Below are 16,584 nucleotides of genomic sequence, written 5' to 3' on the forward strand. Positions count from 1 at the left end.
TTGAAATTCCGTTATCAATGCAATAATCGGCTGCTTCATCGTAGGTATTGAAGAATTTTGAAGAACTTTGATTATTATATCAAAAACTAAAAAAGACTTAACTCCCAATGCGTTATTTGTTTTGTTCATTTAACCGCATCTTTTAGCTTTTGACCTGCTTTAAAACTCGGTATATTCGAAGCAGCAATTTTAATTGCCTTGCCTGTTTGTGGATTGCGGCCTTTTCTTTCTGCTCTTTGTTTAACCTGAAAACTCCCAAAGCCAACGAGCTGTACGCTGTTACCCGATTTCAAAGACTCCGTGATGGTTTCTGCGAAGGCATTAACCACCTTCTCTGCATCCTTCTTGGCTAATCCTGATTTTTCACTCACTTTGTTGATGAGTTCTGTTTTGTTCATGTTGCACCTGAATGAATAGATTACGTTAATCCTAGTGATGCTAGCGGTAGTGACACAATTGTGCAATGGTTGACTGTTAATTAACTTAAAAATCTATTTAAAAAATTAATCCCAAACGCTCGCCGCAGCCAAGTGACCGAGCAACGCGAGTGAACGGGCGAGGAAGCGGAATATCACCCAAGCTTACAAAGAAATTAGGTCACTTATTGGTTAAATAACAACCAAATGAAAATATCTAAGGCCAATGAATATCTTGAAGTGGTTATACCACTTTTGTCAGAAAAGTTATCCACAGAGAATGGGGAAAAATTTCCGGTTAAAGATAGTTATGTATAAGTTAAATAAGTTAAGATAGAAAAAATGATTATAATAGTTTGAAAACTATTATAAAAAAATACACTGACGTGTGTAAATCACAGTATTTTGTGTGTAAATCACAGTATTTTGTGTGTAAATCACAGTATTTTGTGTGTAAATCACAGTACGTCTGTTTAGTTATTCACATAAAATTATGGATAAAAAAACTTGCTTTATGTGTAAATCACACTATTATTGTGTGTAAATCACAGTATTTTTGCTTTTTTTGTTTAGTTTTTAACTTTTTGAGCGATTTATTTGCTCTTTTTTTGTTAATTGATGTGTGTGTAAATCACAGATTTTGACGAGACTAATCGATGCAGCTAACACCAATTAGTCTCTAACCAGCAACCCTAACTAGACTAGGATTGAGGCTATGACTGATCTTACAACGAAAACGAGAAAAAACAATTTGAAAACATTAAAACCGCGTAAACATGAGATAGATTTTTTTATTGCTGATGAGGTTGAACTTTCTGGTTTTCGTGATGAAATAGCAAGTATGGAGCATCCGTTTTTTGCGTTAAAAGGCGGAGATAGAGATACCAGAAGGTATAAGAGTGGTAGTAAAACAGTAGTTATCGCACCTAATGCAGAATATGGAATGGCGACTGTTTTTGATAAAGACGTTTGGATTTATGCAATATCAAAGTTACAAGAGGCTATTAATAATAATCAGCCGATAAGTCGTACAATTGCTTTCACTCCTTACGATTTTTTTGTAACAACGAACAGAACAATTAGTGGTAGGACATATAAAGAGCTTGAAAAATCTTTGGAGAGATTAGCTGGTACAAGAATAACAACGAATATTGTTTACTCTTCTGATAAGCAAGAATCAGTGGGATTTGGGTTAATTGATAGCTGGCGCATTCTCGATGAAAAAAAAGGGAATCTTGATATAGGGATGGTTGAAGTTATGATTCCTGATTGGTTATATCAAGCATTAAGTAAAAATAAAATGTTAAAAATTAGTCCAGATTATTTTCGAATACGTAAAGCTATCGACCGTCGTTTGTATGAAATTGCTCGAAAGCACTGTGGTAATCAGCATGAATTTATAATTTCATTAGAAAAACTTCATTTAAAAACAGGTAGCTCATCAAATAAAAGAGAATTTAAGCGACTAGTTAAAAATCTTTGTACGACAAATGACCTTCCTGATTATGAAGTTTTTTTTGATCCAGTTACCGATAAAGTGACTTTTAAAAATCGAAATCAAAATACTCCTCAAGCTGACGCGTCGCAAAAAAGAGAAAAAGGAAAACGCGAGGTTCATAAAATAAAAAAAAGCCTTTTAAAAAATAATTGATCGATATTAAAGTATATACAATAGTATATACTTTTTTATTGACATAGTCTATTTCATTATCTATAATGTATATATTCATGTATATACAAAAGTTGGATTTTATATGAAAAAACCTTTTATTATTAGCTTTGCAAACAGTAAAGGTGGAGTAGGTAAGACAACTAGTTGTATATCTGTTGGTTGTTGTCTAGCACAACAAGGATATCAAACATTACTTATTGATTTAGATCATCAAGGAAATCTTAGTGATGATTTAGGTAGAGGAGATGAAGATTATACAGTTACTGATCTTTTTGAAAACCCAAAATTTGATATTAATAAAATAATCTACTCAGCTCTTGATTCAAATGATGAAATAAAAAACTTATCAATTATTCCAGCGGATATAACATTAGCTGTTGAAGCTAGAAGCGCTGAAAGATTTAGGCATAGATTAACTATTTTAGAAGATGCACTAAAGCGTTTAGATACTAAATTTGATTTTATTTTGTTTGATTTGCGCCCCGCAATTGATTTAAGCATAGAAAATGCTCTATTAATTACAGATTTCATTGTTATTCCTGTTGATATGGATCGAAGAGCTATTAAAGGCATTAATGACTTGCTACAAGTAGCTAAAGAAGTAAAACGACAAGAAAATATTGTATATACTCTTGTAAAGACAAAAGTTAATAAATCTCATACTAGAATGCAAAGAGCTATTAATGAGTATGTAAAAAAATCAGGTTATTATGTAACTAAAACAGAAATAAGAGTTAGTGAGCTTTATAAGCAAGCTACAGAAAACCATAGACCTTCTCCTCTTTATGCTTTTAATGAAAGACCACATGAAGATTATTTATTATTGACACATGAACTTATTAAAAGAGTTGAGGAGATTTCTTAAGTGAGCAGAAGTGATAGAATAACAAAAGGTGTAACCCGAGTTGTAGAAAAAAGAAATATTACAACTGGTAAGCAAATGAATTTACGTATGACTAACTTAGATGAAGATGCGCTTTCTATTATGATCGATAAAATACAAGAGATTGTGCCCCAAAAAAATATATCAAAGTCACGCATTTTACGTGCTGTTGGTTATTTAAATGATGATATTAATTTAGTTAAAAAATTAGCTAAATCAGTTATTAATAACACATGATGTATATGCTCTTGTATATTCATACTTATATACTTAAGTAAGTGGTACTTGTCGGGATCTTCACTCCCAACAAGCACCTAACCCAAAACCTAGCATAAGTAGGAGTTGAGCTATGAACAATAGTACCTTCCGAGTGCTTGTCTGTGAAGCACCAAAACATACAATCGTATTGTTTTCCCGTTTGTCCCGCAATTTAACCCCTCGTCAGCGTGCCAGAATTCTTAATAGCGTTGGGGGTGGGGTATGAGTTTTAAAAATTCTAATAACGAACAATATGAAGTCACAAATGATTTGGAGTTGATGCCAAAGCTTTCAAAAAGAGAACTACAGATTTTGGTAATGACTTGCTCTGGTTTTACTAGAACAGATATCGCGCTCGCGTTGAATGTGAGCCTTGATACAATCAATTCGCATTTTAAAAACGCTTTAAGAAAATATGATTTAAATACTTACAATCAACTGCAGGCGATGTTTTTATTTAATTTTCTTAAGAAATTAAATAAATAAATTTTTATGGCTGTTTGGAAAATATCAAGCAGCCCTTTACTGCTAATTTTTTTTCATCTTCATTAAAATCCAATAAGCCACTCCAGCCACTGAAATTGAATTTAAAGAAGGGATACCGAAGCTAAAGAATGCACCGACAAGTGTGCCTACAATGCAGGCAATAATCGCAGACCAGCCAATGATTTGAGTCTGAGAATCATCCGGCAATATTCCTTTTTCTCTCGTTTCGTCTAATATTTTTCGACTCGTTTTTAAAATGTAGTAATCAACTAGCATCACACCAGCGATAGGGGGAAAAATAACCCCAAGCATTGAAAGGAAATCAACAAAATGATTTAAGATGCCAGACACTGATAATACTGTTCCAGCTAAACCGAGAAAAATTGTTATCTTGTAATAATCGAATTTTTTGCCAGTTAAAACCTGAAGGGTATTGGAAAATCCTAGAGATGAAGAATACAAGTTAACATCATTGACCTTTATAACTGATAAAATAAGTGATATTAAACCAATAACACCCGCATTAACTGTTAATATATCAACTATATCCGCAGAGTTTAATGCCTGAGTAATTAATATTGCTATACCATTTACAACAAATTCGCCAACAATAATGCATAATGTTATCATCCAGAATAAATGACTTTTGTTTTTGCAATAACGACTAATATCAGGCGTTGTCAATGATGCAGTTATAAATCCCCCCGCAACGACTGTAGCTGCTTCGCTTATGCTTAACTTTGTAACGTGCAAACTAGTAGTGTGTTGAATAACAATGCTATCGTTAGAAATTAAAGATAAAAATATGTACAAAATAACCAAAAAAAATAGAGGTACTGCTATTTTTGCTGTTAGTGTTAACGCCTTAAATCCAGAAGCCACTAAAAAAGTAAAAAATACCCCTAAAAAGGCAGCTACTAATTCAAAACTTAATTCATGGTTAAAAGCATTTAATATACCATTCGCCAAAATAGAATTTTGAACACCAAACCAACCTATCAAACTCATCGACAACGTAAAGCTGACTAAGACAGAGCCAATACTTCCAAAACCACACCAACGAGACAATAGACTGGTTGATAGTCCCTCTTTCATTCCTGCATACCCAAGTCCCAAACTGATAAACTCTAAAATAAAGCTTCCAAGGCATGAAGCAATCATGGCATCCCAAAAAGTCATACTGTGCCCGAGCGTCATACCTATCATGAACTGTGATAAAGCAGTCGTTATACCCATTCTAACTAAAGTTACATCCAGAAAGTTAGCTTTCGCTTCTAGAGGAGTGGTATCAAAAGCATAAACATCATCCGATATTTTTATCATTATTAATCCCGTCCAAATAAAAATGGTGTGAGTTTTATTATTAAGGATAGGCTTATCATAAACCACCTAATTTTTAGGTGGTTTTTCATCATTTAATTCACTATTGTTATAAGAAGGAACGAATTGGAGAAAATATTATGTTTAACCCTGAAAGTCCTGATAAAAAATTCGGAAAATCAAGTAACTCTTTAATATCCTTTATCGAAAAAAGTACTAACCACTGGCACATTAAAGATATAGAATCTCGGTATATTTATATAAACAAATCTTTAAAACAAGCACTTAAAATACCCAATAAATATGATATAGAGGGAGTGCTAGATAGAGAACTACCAGTCGATATTTGCCAAGATTTATGGCCACAATTTATAGAAACAGACAAAAAAGCCGTTGAAGAAAATAAAACCATTTCTTCAATAGAAATACATTGTTATGGAGAGGGAAATTTAAATAATCCCGTTCCTCGTTTTGTTGAGAAGACTCCACTTTGTGATGATAATAATAAAGTAATAGGCACTGTTTGTTATGTTAGGATGATTGAAATACCTACTTTGCTTTATTATATGAACCGATTGAACAGAAAAACTATTCAATTTGATGCGCCTAATGATACCTTTACCAAAAGAGAACTTGAAGTTATTTTCTGGGCACAACAACGCCTTTCCGCTAAAGAAATAGCACAAAGGTTAGATATTTCGCATAAAACGGTAGAAGGGCATTTTAAGTTAATCTACAAAAAAGCGGATGTTCATAGTATTTTTCAGCTAATAGAATACTGTAAACATACAGGACTTGATAGATATATTCCGATTGATTTTATCCGAAAAGGTGTGCAGCTAATAAATTAGAGACTTAACCACTTAATATTTAGATGTGTTTTTTTAAAAAAGTAAGTAATCTAAAAATATCTCTGAGAAGTTAGAGATCGGGATTATCACCCCGTAGAATAAAGACCGGCATGTGGTATTGTGCCGATATCATTTGCTCTTATCTTCAATGGTGGGATGGATGGGGCAGCTGAGAGGCTGGCCGTTATGTTGATTCCAGTTGTGATAACCCTGTTCAGTCTGTCACCTGATCTCAATTCCAATTTAGTTTATAGACTTCTGCTTCAATTAGATGCATGAGTACACTTTAATGTATTTTAATAAAAGCGACAACGCAGCATATTCTCTTTTTTAATGGTGGTACATGGGTGTCTATAAAGATGAAACCTTAAAGGATTAATGTATCACTTTGATGTGATTGGAGTTGACAGAAGCTTGATAGGCGAAAGCGGAAAGCAAAAATTTTTTAAAAAATTAAATGAAATCACACCTAATACTTAGGTGTGATTTATTAATTAACTTAACTTAAACTTAAGTCTATTAGAAAATAGAATATAAAATGATAATTTAAAAAATTTAATTTCTATGTTATGAAAATACTGAAAGGTAGCAGTTTAGATATTTTATATTCCGATTATTAAAAGTATTTATTATAAATAGCCAGGAATTATATTTGGATATTAATTCTTATTATGTTTTCAATTTCACACTCAAAATAAAAGTAAAAAATAAGTTATTATATTTAATTTAAATATCAATAATGTCTTACAAAGGAGTTTAGGTCACCTTTTTATAAAAAATATGTAATCTTATTATTATTTGATCGAAAAATCACCTTCTAGGTGATACCAAGACCTAATTTTTTGAGGCATGATAATACCAACAAAAAAATACAGTAAAGGAATTAAATATGTTTAAGGGCTTATCAAGAAGAGGGAAGAATATTTATATCGGTGCTGAGGTGCGAGACAAGCTAGACAAGATTGTACTCGACATCGGTCATTATGTAGGACGACCTGTGACAGGTGGTGAATTTATCCGTTATTCGGTTGAGAAATGTGGAGATGAAATAAGGGATAGACTGAAGAAAATATTAGGCAGTGCAGAAGAAAGAAAAAGGTCTGGTGAGATATAGTTTAGCGTGAAAATAAAATAACATTGTTAGATAACCATTGAGAGGTAATAAGAAAATAACGACTTAAAAAAGAATTTTAAGTTAATAAATAATCGATTTAATTAAATATTGAAAATTTAAAGATTTATTCAATTTCATAATAAACCGTCTTAAGGAGACTTAAATGAACGGCAAGGCAACTTCGTACTTAAAAAACACCCCGATACTGCGTGGGGAAGTCAAGGCGAAAAAGAATATCGCCGTGATTTTAAGTAACTTCTTTGTTCGGTTTGTCACCAGCGCACTTTTTTCTTTTCCTGTCGTCTTTTTTTGGCTAACGGTTGGGTTTGTCACGGCGGGATACTTTAATGACACGTTTCCTTTTGTACCTGACGTCAATGAATTCTCAATGGAAAACTTGTTTGAAGCGTTAAAGCCGGTTTTCCGCTACGCCTTCTCAGTGACAGCGATTGTCTGTTTGTTGAGGGAGTCAACTGCGCTATTTAAATAAGATTTTAGCTGTTTAAAGTTTTCGCTGTACCGCTCTTTAACATTCAGTGCCAATTTCTCAATCTCAGTAAGTATCGTGAGAGATTGGTAGCGTTGAATTTTATTTCAACGCGAAGCTAACGTTAGCTTTCTGGCCGGACGTATGCCGACACAGGTGTACACCACATCAAGTGGTTTCGGGGTGACGATGTATTTTGCGTATTCACCACTCAAATCACTTTATGCGGGAGATATTAATGAACGCACGTCAACGTTGCCGTTATCGTCGTCAAATGCGCTATCGTGAAAGGTGCAGGATGGCTGACGAAATACGGTTATTAAGATTGAATCTAATCAACAGCCAAAAACCCCGACCAACATCCGCCATTCTTGACGAGATTTGGGGATTGGAAAAAGAAGCAAAAGAACAGCATCAAAATATAGAAGCATTGGTTGAGGTTATTCTTGCGCTGAAAAACAAATTCTTCAACACAGAGTCTAAATCCAGCATCGACAATCGGTGCCTCCCTCGGACCTATCTTCTTCGCTAAAAAACAATATATCAAGGAAAAATCATGTTTAAACAACTTTCTCGCAAGGGAAGGAGTCTTTACGTGGGCGCGGTATTGCGTGACCAACTTGACAAAATGGTGCTGGATATTGGTCATTATGTCGGTCGTCCTATCTTAGTCACTGAGTTTGTGCAATACGTCATAGAGCGCCACGCTGAGGAAGCTAAGAAGAACCTGAAAGTCATTCTAGGAACAGAGGAGGAAAGAACAACCTCTTCTAAAAAGAGGTGAACCATGCTAGCCCCTACGGCATTTCTGGCACTCGCAATGCAATGTTCCCCTGCTGTCCATCCTGAGACCGCATTTGATGTTGCCCGCGTGGAATCAAATTTCAATCCGTATGCCATCGCGGAAATCATCCCGAAAGCTGAACGCAGCGCGACAAATACCCGTGTCATTTCGCATTTTCCTACCAACAAAACCGAAGCGATTGCGCGCATCAAACAAATTGAGGCAAAAAAACATCGCTACTCGGTTGGATTAATGCAAATCACCAGTACGAATTTTGCGCGTTTTGGCATGACGGCAGAGAAGCTACTTTCTCCCTGCCACAACCTGACTGTTTTTGAAAAAATCCTCACCGATTGTTATCGGCGAGGCGGTTCACTAAAAAGGGCGCTAAGTTGTTATTATGCCGGGAATTTCACCACCGGGCAACAGCCTGAAGCGCAATTTGCAAAGACAAGTTATGTTGAGCGGATAGGGTACGTTGTACCCAGCACCCGTCAAGAAAGAACCCGAAAAGAAGATGCACCTAATCTTAAGCGTGAAAATTTTGCTATTTGGGATGTCTTGAGGGATTTTCCAGAGGCTATTACCGTCACCGTCACGCAATCTGACATTGAATCAAAGGAGCTTTAAGTGAAAAAGAAAAATGTTAATGTTTTCCCGTTTTTTTTGGTGATTTTGTATTTGTTTATTCCTGCTGTGGCTAATGCGGTGTGGTATGACCCTTTAGTGAAATTTGCCCAGGAGTTTCGAACGGCGGTCATCATTTTGGGTGGGGTTGCAGCGGTCAGTTCGATGGTTTATGTCGGGGTGTGCTGGATGATATCGCGCATGGCGGGCACGATGGATACCACCATGATGGATTATGTTAAGCATGTGGGAGTGATAGGTTGCGTGGGTGGTGCGGTTGCTTTGGCGGGTTGGGCTTACTCGCTTTGGGGTGGGGCGATTTCCTGATGCACACGCAAGCGAATTTAAGTTTCGACTCGCATAATGCCATGGCACGCGTTGCGATGTTTTGTGGCATCCCCCTCTTTCCGTTAATTTTTTTAGTGATAGGCGTAGCAGTTGGCTTGTTTTCAGGGGTTTATTTTTTTGGGTGGTGGGGGTTAGGGTTTTCTTTTCCTTTCCTTGGTGGGATTTTCGGCATGAGAATGCTGTGCAGCCGTGATGACAAAGCTATTCGTCGTTATTTTTTTCATCGAAAACGTCAGCGGTTGAACAAAGCATATGGTCGCCATCTTGTCATCACCCCTCGGACTCTTCAATGGAGAGAAAAATATGTCAGAAGACTTGTTAAAAAAAACCTTCTCGCCGGAGCTTCTTAAAGCCCCATTTTTAGGGCATCACGTTCACCCTTCTATCTGTACACTCGGTCAGTCACACTTACTTTCCCTTGTCCGGTTTGACGGTGTATCGCACGAAACCCGTGACCCCACTCTCTTAAATCAGGAGTTTCTATTACTTAATCGGTGTTTGCAGGCACTAGGAAGGCAAGAGGGCAATCAGTTGCTTGTGAAAACGTACTGCTACAAAACCAGAATTTGTCACGATACTGCGTATCACCTTGAATTACCTATTTTACAGGATTTTGTCGACAAATATGTCGAGCCGTTCAAGAAGGGCGAATTTCGTCAGGTAGGGTATGCGATGGTATTGATGCTTAAATATCAGGATTTAGAGGAAGGCATCGCCAGAATGGGTGACCTGTTATCCATTTGCAAGGAAATGCTCGCCACTTTTGGCATTAAAATAATGGGGATGGAAGAAAATGACGGCAAGCTGTATTCGCAGATTGGTCAATTTTTCTCTTTTATTTTAAATGGCACTGCGCATCCTGTTCCTATTACGGATTCGCGGTTAGGTGACCTGATTATCGATAGCGAAACGGCGTTTGGAGCCTATGATTATGTTGAGAATCGCCCGTATCGAGGAAAAACGCGGTTTGCTTCTACCTTTGACTTAAGAGATTATCCGGAAGCGACGACCCCTGGGATGTGGGATGAAGCACTAGAAGAACAATCTGATTTTATATTGACGCAAAGTTTTCATTTTGAAGACCGGAATCAAATTAAACGCAAACTGAAAGTGCAAACTTCCGACCTATCAGCGACTGAAGGGCAATCCGAACAAACCGACGCACTACAGGATGCCGTGCAGGCAGTGACGCAGGGAAGAGTGGTATTTGGGCAATATCATGCAAGTTTAATTGTGTTTGGCCAAACAGCTGACGACGCGGTCAATAACGGCGCAAAAATGCAGTCCATCATGATGGCAAAAAATACCGGTTTTGTCCGGTCAACGAGCACGAATATTTTCACCTGGTTGACCTTGTTTCCCGGTTACAATGATGTGATTTACGCCATGCCAAAATCGACAGAAAATCTTAGCTGTGGTTTTTCTTTGCATGCAACACCGATAGGAAAAGAAAAGGGCAATCCGCCGGGCGACGGTACGGCGTTAATGCCGATAAAAACAAATAAAGGTGGGATATATTTTTTAAACGCGCATGATAGCCCACCTTGGGAAAACTCAACCGGTAAGTCCTTGCCGGGGCATATTGTCAATCATGCAATGACGGGCGCCGGGAAATCGTCATCGGCAGCCATTAAGCTCATTTTTTTCAGTCGCTGGAACCCGATGATATTTGCCATCGATTATAACCATTCGATGGAAAATGTGCACCGGGCTTTAGGAGGGAAATATTTTGCGATTAAACCTGGTGAATTCACAGGCATCAATCCGTTTCAACTAACAGACACTGTCAATCTTCGCCAATACCTGTTTGATACGGTCAAGCAATGCGCAGGGGGTGCGACACCGGAGGAAGAGCATGTCATTCAGTTGGCGATAGATGCGGTGATGAAGCATACACTGGTTGAAAACCGGAGTTTTTCGCTGCTATTGCAATTCATTAACGAGACGGGCGGAAACGGATTAAGAGCCAGATTGGCAAAATGGTGCCGTAACGCAGGGGGCAAGAAAGGCCACTATGCGTGGGTGCTAGACTCACCCAAAAATACGTTTGATCCGACCTGTTTTCGTCGTTTAGCGTTTGATTGCTCCGGTTTGTTGAAAAAAGAGTATGTCGAACGCCATCCGGAAGTCGTTGAAGTGATGCTGAACACTTTCTTTTATCTCAAGGAACGGATGCATGCAACAGCGCCGGGAAGTCTGCTGATTAATCAGATTTCAGAATATTGGGTGTCATTGGCGTTTAAGAGTACGGCCGCAAAAATAGAAGAAATTCTCTTAGCGGGGAGGATGCGAGGAGAAATCCTCATGATGGATACGCAAACGCCTGAACATGCCCTTAAAACCGAGATGGCAGCAACAATTGTTCAACAGGTCATCACGCAGGAGTGGATGGCAAACACTAAAGCTAACAGGGAAAGTTATGCGAAATTTGGTGTTACAGGACGAGAATTTGAAAAAATCACCGAATTAAACGAATACAGCCGAAAGGTGATGATAAAACAAGGTTCAGCAACTGTGATAGGCAGCCTGATGTTAGGCGCTGAACTTGAATATTGGTTACCGCTCTTGTCCGCGACAGAAAGAAACCTGCAAATAGCCGAGCAGGTGCGGCAGAAATTGCAAACCGAGGACCCTGCTGTGTGGGTGAGTGCATTTCTGGATGAGATGGTTGCGGTTGATGTTCGACAAAAATTGCAAACCGATGACCGCGATATTTGGTATCCAGAATTTCTGCACGTGTTGAAAAAACTCGGCAGGAAAGAAACGGATACGCTTTTTAAAGGAAAGCCGATATGCGAAGTAAATTAACATTTTGGTTGGCGTTGATAATAACCTGCTTAAGTTCCCCCGCTTTTTCAGGGGGAATTCCGACGGTCAGTGTCGCAGAATTAACGCAAATGGTTAAAAATGCCCAGCAACAGGCAAGGGAATCGTTGGCACAACTTGAAAAAGCCAAGGAATCTATCTTGCAGGCGAAAAATCAGTATGAGCATTACAAAAGCATTATGCAGGGAAATAACAAGCTCGGTGATTTTTTGAATGACCCGAAGATAAAACAGTTATTACCGGTGGGTGACTGGATGGATATTTATCAGCGGGCACAGGATTTGCCCTCCTTACGAAATCGGTATGGGTTAACCAGTCAAGACCCGAAGGTGCAGGCGGTGTTTGATAAGCTGTTAAGTCAGGCGGGAACACTCGAAGCACAATACAAAGCGACAAACAAACGGATTGAGACCGCTGAAGGGCTGAGACGACAACTCAATCGGGTGGAAACACCGAAAGACAGGGAGCAGCTGGCATTGCGATACCAGCAGGAGATGTTAGAGATGCAGGCACAACAAATGCAACTGCAAAATGCGCGTTATCTGGTCGAGCAAAAAGAAAAAATGGAGAAAGAAAAATTTAGTCAGGCTATAAGTGATTTTTTTGATGGGAAAAGTAAAAAAATGCCACAGAGATCTTGGAATGATTAAGTATAAAATCCCACAATGTAGTCTTTAAACTAAACTCAACTTAGGAGTTAGCATGTTAAAGTATACACAAATAATTTGCGGAAAAATTTTACTTTTGGTTTTTACGATTACTTTTGCTTTATCAGGGTGCAATGAAGAGAAGGGTAAAGATTTTATAGGTAAATGGTATCAAGATAAAAGCCAGGAATTTCCATCAACTCTAAACATTAAATATGAAGAAGGAATATATCATATTGATTTTAACTATTTAGATGAAAATTTAGCTAAAAGAAAATATAGCCACTTAGTAAGTGATTTTTTTGATGGGAAATCTAAGATAATGCCCTCGCGTAAGCGTGATTATGGCAAAGATAGCTACAGAGTTAAAGCACTTGAAGCAAAAGCAATAAGTAATACTGTTCTCCAAGGAAATGATTTCTCTTTGAGATTAGAAAATGGGAAATTGAAATTTAATGAAGAGGTTTATGAGAAAAAATAGGGGCTTGTAATGAGTATTGAGGTTGCACAACCGATATTTGACGCCATCGATAATGCCGCAAAAGTTCAAATGCACAATGTCGCACAGGTGATGACGGGGCTGTCTGGGATAATTGGACTATTCTGGATGATATATATCGGCGTGAAGGCACTATATTGGTATTTTGAAGGTTTAACAGTGGTCATTCAGGATGTTTTAATGACCATCTTCAAAGCCAGCTGCATCATGATGATGGCCTTTTCTATTCACTGGTATATGTCAGTGATTGTGCCGACAGTGACCGATTTCCCTGTGTGGTTAGGGAATACCTTGTCGGGTAATTCGAATGATAATATGAATCTGGTTGATGGGGTCGTCAACACATATATTGGTGGAATCACGAAACTCACCTCGGCTATGGATTTTAGTATTAGTACAATTAAATCAATTGTAGCTTTAATCTTCTACATCCTAGGTGGGGTTCCGTTCTTGGGTGTTGCCGTAGGCACGTTAATCACGTTAAAAGTCGCAACAACGTTAATTCTGGTTGTTGGCCCTATTTTCATTGCACTCGCGCTATTTCCGCAGACGAAACAATACTTTTGGGGATGGGTAGGGGTTTTAGGGGGCTTTGTGCTGACTCAGGCTTTATTTGCTATGGTGCTTGCCCTGGAAATCAGTTACATCAATGCGAATATCGTTACAGAAAATGTTAAGTTAGATCTTCTTGGTTGTTTAGGAATTCTGCTTTCATTTAGTGCCTTCACTATGCTAGCGACAGAAATCCCCAATTATGCAGCCGCAATCATGGGGGGGGCGCCAAGTGGTGGCGTCAGTACAGTCGGCGGTATCGCTGGAAAAGCTTTGGGTACCCGCGCTGCAACAAATATGGCAAAAGGGTTAAGTAAAAAATTACTGCCTCGTAACCGCATCTTCTAGATCCACCTTTTCTTTTTCTTTCCTTTTCAAATTCAAGGTTTTTATGAAAAAAATTTTTGCGTTAAGCGTAGGGCTTCTTGCTGCCCAGATTCTGGTGAGCTGCTGCAAAACTTATCCGGCCGGCGAGTTTCTTGAAGTCAATACATTGAGGACTCCTGTTGATTCTGGAGGTGAATTTGAACGTTAACAGCATCGAAAAGGCAACCGCCTTAGAACGTCAGTTGCATTACAACGAAGGTCTGGAAGGGAAAGAGCACGAAGTCGGAAAAACTATCATGGCCTATACGCAGGCGGCGCGATGGTTTGAACATCGAGTTGCTGAGGATTATCGAAAAAAAGCCAAAAATGCACGAATACTGGCAATTATTTTTGGGTTGTTAGCCCTGATGTCAACCTTGGCAGTTATGCTGCTAACACCCTTAAAAACGGTTGAGCCTTATGTTATTCGTGTGGACAAAAATAGTGGCTACATGGATATCATCAAACCGCTGGATGATAGAGCGACGCCTGCAGATGTCGTCCAGGACAAACATTTCATTTCAACGTATGTGCTTGCTCGGGAGTCTTATAATTGGGCATCGCATGCAGCGAATTACGCCTTCGTTCAATTAACCTCAGCTTCTGACGTGTTTGAAGAATATCGGAATTTCCAGCTGTCGAGTAAAGGCTACGTTGCAAAGCTCGGGCAGTCTCAACAAGTAAGGATAGCAATTGATTCAATTGTGTTGTTGCCGATCACCTCTGAGACCGCCTTAAATGGAAATGAAAAAATGAAAACCTATCAGGTGCGCTTTACCCAAACGCTTTTAGGCAGTGAAGGAAAAATGAGACCGATATCAACGCCCCTCGAATGGATAGTGACGATTTCGATTGATCACAACAATCCGCCTTCATCTGAAGGCGACCAGTGGCTAAATCCGTTGGGGTATGGGGTAAGAGCATACAATACGACGTTGACATCCTCCCCCACCTTCACACTTCGTGACTCAGGAGGGGGATTCCCGTTAGTCGGAGACTATCTGATCGCTCAGAAGCCTGGTTCCTGCTGCTGACGGCATTACTGCACCGTTCACTTCACAGGCTAACACGGCATGTCCTGCCGCTAAAATGTTACGAGCTCCGTTGATATCTGCGTTCTCTGTATACCCGCACTCAAGGCACTCGAATCTACTTTGTGATTGACGATTTTCTTTCGCTGTATGACCACAACATGCACACCGTTGACTTGTATATGCCGGAGGCACAGCTAATACCTGACCACCGCGCCATAGCTGCTTGTACTCAAGCTGACGGCGCATTTCATACCAACCCTGATCCAGTATCGAACGGTTAAGTCCTGATTTTGCCCTGACATTCCGTCCGTGCTGCTCTTGTGTACCTTTTGCCGATTTCGACATGTTACTGACCTTTAAGTCCTCAATGACGATCATCGCGTGGTTTTTGCTGATTTCACTGGTGACTTTGTGAAGGTAGTCTTTGCGGATATTGGTTATATGCGAGTGGAGACGTTGGATTTTTCGCTTCTGTTTTTTCCAGTTATTGCTGAATTTAACTTTACAGCTTAACTGACGCTGGAATTTCGCCAGCTTTTTTTGGTTGGTTTTAAAACTGTTTACAGGTTCAAACACTGTGCCGTCTGACAGCGTGGCGAGTCTGGTTACACCTGCATCCAAACCAATCATTGTTGCTGACGAATGAGGCTGAATGTCCATTTCCAGTTCGACCTGAAACGATATATACCAGTGTCCCGCATGTTGGCTAACGGTTGCGTTTTTAATCTTACCGTACAGCTTTTGCGACTGCCGGAACTTTACCCATACCAAACCTGACGGTAATCTCACTCTGCCATTATCGAGCTGACAATATTTATCAAAATTAACAAAACGAACTGAATCACGCCCGTCATTTTTCCTTTTAAATACAGGAGCTTTTGCTGCCAGTTTTTTATCAAAGCAGCGTTTCCATGCCCCGTGCAGATCTTTGAGTTTCTGCTGAAGATTATCCGTGTAGGCTTCTTGCAAAAAGGAATGTTCCGGCTTTTTTTTCCATTCTGTGAGCATCCGATTTAGTTCAAACGCTGACGGTAGTTTACCGCCGGATTCAATAATGCGTTGCGTCTCTGCTAGCCCGTAATTCCAGATAAAACGAGCGCATCCGCACAACTGCCGCAAACGTTGCGACTGTTTTTCGGTTGGTTCGAGTCTGAATTTGTAGGCTTTTAGAATTAGCATTATTACTCAGTGTGTAGTAAATTATCTCACTATCTTACCGTATATCCGGTTAATTTCAATGCAAAAATATAAAATCAACCGTTCAAGACATGCAGCGTTTCTTTTACATGTTCACCTTGTCTTTGTGACTAAGTACCGAAAGAAAGTACTCAGTGGCTTGCACTACAAAGCATTTCATCAGTATGCAGGTGAAGTGTGTCGCGACTTTGGGGCTGATTTAAAGGAAAGTAACGGA

At 38.9% G+C, this 16,584-nt stretch carries 22 protein-coding genes; 19 read left to right on the plus strand and 3 right to left on the minus strand.

The window, feature by feature from the left end:
- Nucleotides 1-125: 125 nt before the first annotated feature.
- Nucleotides 126-398, minus strand: coding sequence for an HU family DNA-binding protein (locus H1X92_RS00205; protein ID WP_180558318.1), 273 nt, complete (start codon nucleotides 396-398; stop codon nucleotides 126-128).
- 733 nt (nucleotides 399-1,131) lie between these two features.
- On the opposite strand from H1X92_RS00205, the gene trfA reads away from it, so the two are divergent.
- The 5 genes from trfA to H1X92_RS00225 all read left to right on the plus strand — a co-directional run bounded on the left by trfA (nucleotide 1,132) and on the right by H1X92_RS00225 (nucleotide 3,715).
- Nucleotides 1,132-2,067: a plasmid replication initiator TrfA gene (gene trfA / locus H1X92_RS00210; RefSeq protein ID WP_180558319.1), complete on the plus strand. Its 936-nt coding sequence runs from the start codon at nucleotides 1,132-1,134 to the stop codon at nucleotides 2,065-2,067.
- 103 nt (nucleotides 2,068-2,170) lie between these two features.
- Nucleotides 2,171-2,953 (plus strand): ParA family protein, encoded by a 783-nt coding sequence (locus H1X92_RS00215; RefSeq protein WP_180558320.1) that lies wholly within the window; start codon nucleotides 2,171-2,173, stop codon nucleotides 2,951-2,953.
- Nucleotides 2,954-3,208 (plus strand): hypothetical protein, encoded by a 255-nt coding sequence (locus H1X92_RS00220; RefSeq protein ID WP_180558321.1) that lies wholly within the window; start codon nucleotides 2,954-2,956, stop codon nucleotides 3,206-3,208.
- 112 nt (nucleotides 3,209-3,320) lie between these two features.
- Nucleotides 3,321-3,455: a hypothetical protein gene (locus H1X92_RS15990; RefSeq protein WP_255498963.1), complete on the plus strand. Its 135-nt coding sequence runs from the start codon at nucleotides 3,321-3,323 to the stop codon at nucleotides 3,453-3,455.
- A complete protein-coding gene (locus H1X92_RS00225; protein ID WP_180558322.1) occupies nucleotides 3,452-3,715 on the plus strand; it encodes a helix-turn-helix transcriptional regulator in 264 nt (87 codons plus the stop codon). Before H1X92_RS15990 ends, H1X92_RS00225 begins: the two co-directional genes overlap by 4 nt.
- Nucleotides 3,716-3,757: 42 nt before the next feature.
- Here H1X92_RS00225 and H1X92_RS00230 read toward each other — a convergent pair whose 3' ends face one another.
- Nucleotides 3,758-5,038 carry a cytosine permease gene (locus tag H1X92_RS00230; protein WP_180558323.1) on the minus strand — a complete coding sequence of 427 codons (1,281 nt, stop codon included), beginning with the start codon at nucleotides 5,036-5,038 and terminating at the stop codon, nucleotides 3,758-3,760.
- A 137-nt stretch (nucleotides 5,039-5,175) separates the two neighbouring features.
- Here H1X92_RS00230 and H1X92_RS00235 point away from each other — a divergent pair, with 137 nt between their 5' ends.
- The 13 genes from H1X92_RS00235 to H1X92_RS00295 all read left to right on the plus strand — a co-directional run bounded on the left by H1X92_RS00235 (nucleotide 5,176) and on the right by H1X92_RS00295 (nucleotide 15,170).
- Nucleotides 5,176-5,886 (plus strand): helix-turn-helix transcriptional regulator, encoded by a 711-nt coding sequence (locus H1X92_RS00235; protein ID WP_180558324.1) that lies wholly within the window; start codon nucleotides 5,176-5,178, stop codon nucleotides 5,884-5,886.
- An 889-nt stretch (nucleotides 5,887-6,775) separates the two neighbouring features.
- Complete coding sequence (locus H1X92_RS00240; protein WP_180558325.1) at nucleotides 6,776-7,000, plus strand: hypothetical protein; 225 nt, start codon at nucleotides 6,776-6,778, stop codon at nucleotides 6,998-7,000.
- A 163-nt stretch (nucleotides 7,001-7,163) separates the two neighbouring features.
- On the plus strand, nucleotides 7,164-7,490 hold the full coding sequence (locus H1X92_RS00245; RefSeq protein ID WP_180558326.1) for a hypothetical protein: 327 nt from the start codon (nucleotides 7,164-7,166) through the stop codon (nucleotides 7,488-7,490).
- A gap of 193 nt (nucleotides 7,491-7,683) precedes the next feature.
- On the plus strand, nucleotides 7,684-8,019 hold the full coding sequence (locus H1X92_RS00250; RefSeq protein WP_233458093.1) for a hypothetical protein: 336 nt from the start codon (nucleotides 7,684-7,686) through the stop codon (nucleotides 8,017-8,019).
- Nucleotides 8,020-8,043: 24 nt separating this feature from the next.
- Nucleotides 8,044-8,271 (plus strand): hypothetical protein, encoded by a 228-nt coding sequence (locus H1X92_RS00255; RefSeq protein WP_180558328.1) that lies wholly within the window; start codon nucleotides 8,044-8,046, stop codon nucleotides 8,269-8,271.
- A gap of 3 nt (nucleotides 8,272-8,274) precedes the next feature.
- The gene (locus H1X92_RS00260) at nucleotides 8,275-8,901 is read left to right on the plus strand and encodes a lytic transglycosylase domain-containing protein (RefSeq protein ID WP_180558329.1); all 627 of its coding nucleotides are present in this window, start codon (nucleotides 8,275-8,277) and stop codon (nucleotides 8,899-8,901) included.
- Nucleotides 8,902-9,225, plus strand: coding sequence for a hypothetical protein (locus H1X92_RS00265; protein WP_180558330.1), 324 nt, complete (start codon nucleotides 8,902-8,904; stop codon nucleotides 9,223-9,225).
- Entirely contained in the window at nucleotides 9,225-9,596 is a 372-nt protein-coding gene (locus H1X92_RS00270; protein ID WP_180558331.1) for a VirB3 family type IV secretion system protein, read from the plus strand. The genes H1X92_RS00265 and H1X92_RS00270 overlap by 1 nt, the downstream gene beginning before the upstream one ends.
- Nucleotides 9,550-12,054: a VirB4 family type IV secretion system protein gene (locus tag H1X92_RS00275; protein ID WP_180558332.1), complete on the plus strand. Its 2,505-nt coding sequence runs from the start codon at nucleotides 9,550-9,552 to the stop codon at nucleotides 12,052-12,054. Before H1X92_RS00270 ends, H1X92_RS00275 begins: the two co-directional genes overlap by 47 nt.
- The gene (locus tag H1X92_RS00280; RefSeq protein ID WP_180558333.1) at nucleotides 12,039-12,722 is read left to right on the plus strand and encodes a type IV secretion system protein; all 684 of its coding nucleotides are present in this window, start codon (nucleotides 12,039-12,041) and stop codon (nucleotides 12,720-12,722) included. The genes H1X92_RS00275 and H1X92_RS00280 overlap by 16 nt, the downstream gene beginning before the upstream one ends.
- A 52-nt stretch (nucleotides 12,723-12,774) precedes the next feature.
- Nucleotides 12,775-13,200, plus strand: a complete 426-nt coding sequence (locus H1X92_RS00285; RefSeq protein WP_180558334.1) for a hypothetical protein — start codon at nucleotides 12,775-12,777, stop codon at nucleotides 13,198-13,200.
- A gap of 9 nt (nucleotides 13,201-13,209) precedes the next feature.
- On the plus strand, nucleotides 13,210-14,118 hold the full coding sequence (locus H1X92_RS00290; protein ID WP_180558335.1) for a type IV secretion system protein: 909 nt from the start codon (nucleotides 13,210-13,212) through the stop codon (nucleotides 14,116-14,118).
- Between the two features lie 170 nt (nucleotides 14,119-14,288).
- Complete coding sequence (locus H1X92_RS00295) at nucleotides 14,289-15,170, plus strand: virB8 family protein (protein ID WP_370520582.1); 882 nt, start codon at nucleotides 14,289-14,291, stop codon at nucleotides 15,168-15,170.
- On the opposite strand, the gene H1X92_RS00300 is transcribed toward H1X92_RS00295, so the two are convergent.
- Nucleotides 15,123-16,349, minus strand: coding sequence for an RNA-guided endonuclease InsQ/TnpB family protein (locus H1X92_RS00300; protein ID WP_180558336.1), 1,227 nt, complete (start codon nucleotides 16,347-16,349; stop codon nucleotides 15,123-15,125). The genes H1X92_RS00295 and H1X92_RS00300 overlap by 48 nt on opposite strands.
- Before the next feature lie 58 nt (nucleotides 16,350-16,407).
- Between H1X92_RS00300 and H1X92_RS00305 the strand changes: the two genes are divergently transcribed.
- Nucleotides 16,408-16,584 (plus strand): transposase (locus H1X92_RS00305; RefSeq protein WP_180558337.1); only part of this gene is annotated, 177 nt, incomplete at its 3' end.

It is taken from the genome of Arsenophonus endosymbiont of Apis mellifera (genome assembly GCF_903968575.1).
GTDB lineage: Bacteria > Pseudomonadota > Gammaproteobacteria > Enterobacterales > Enterobacteriaceae > Arsenophonus > Arsenophonus apicola.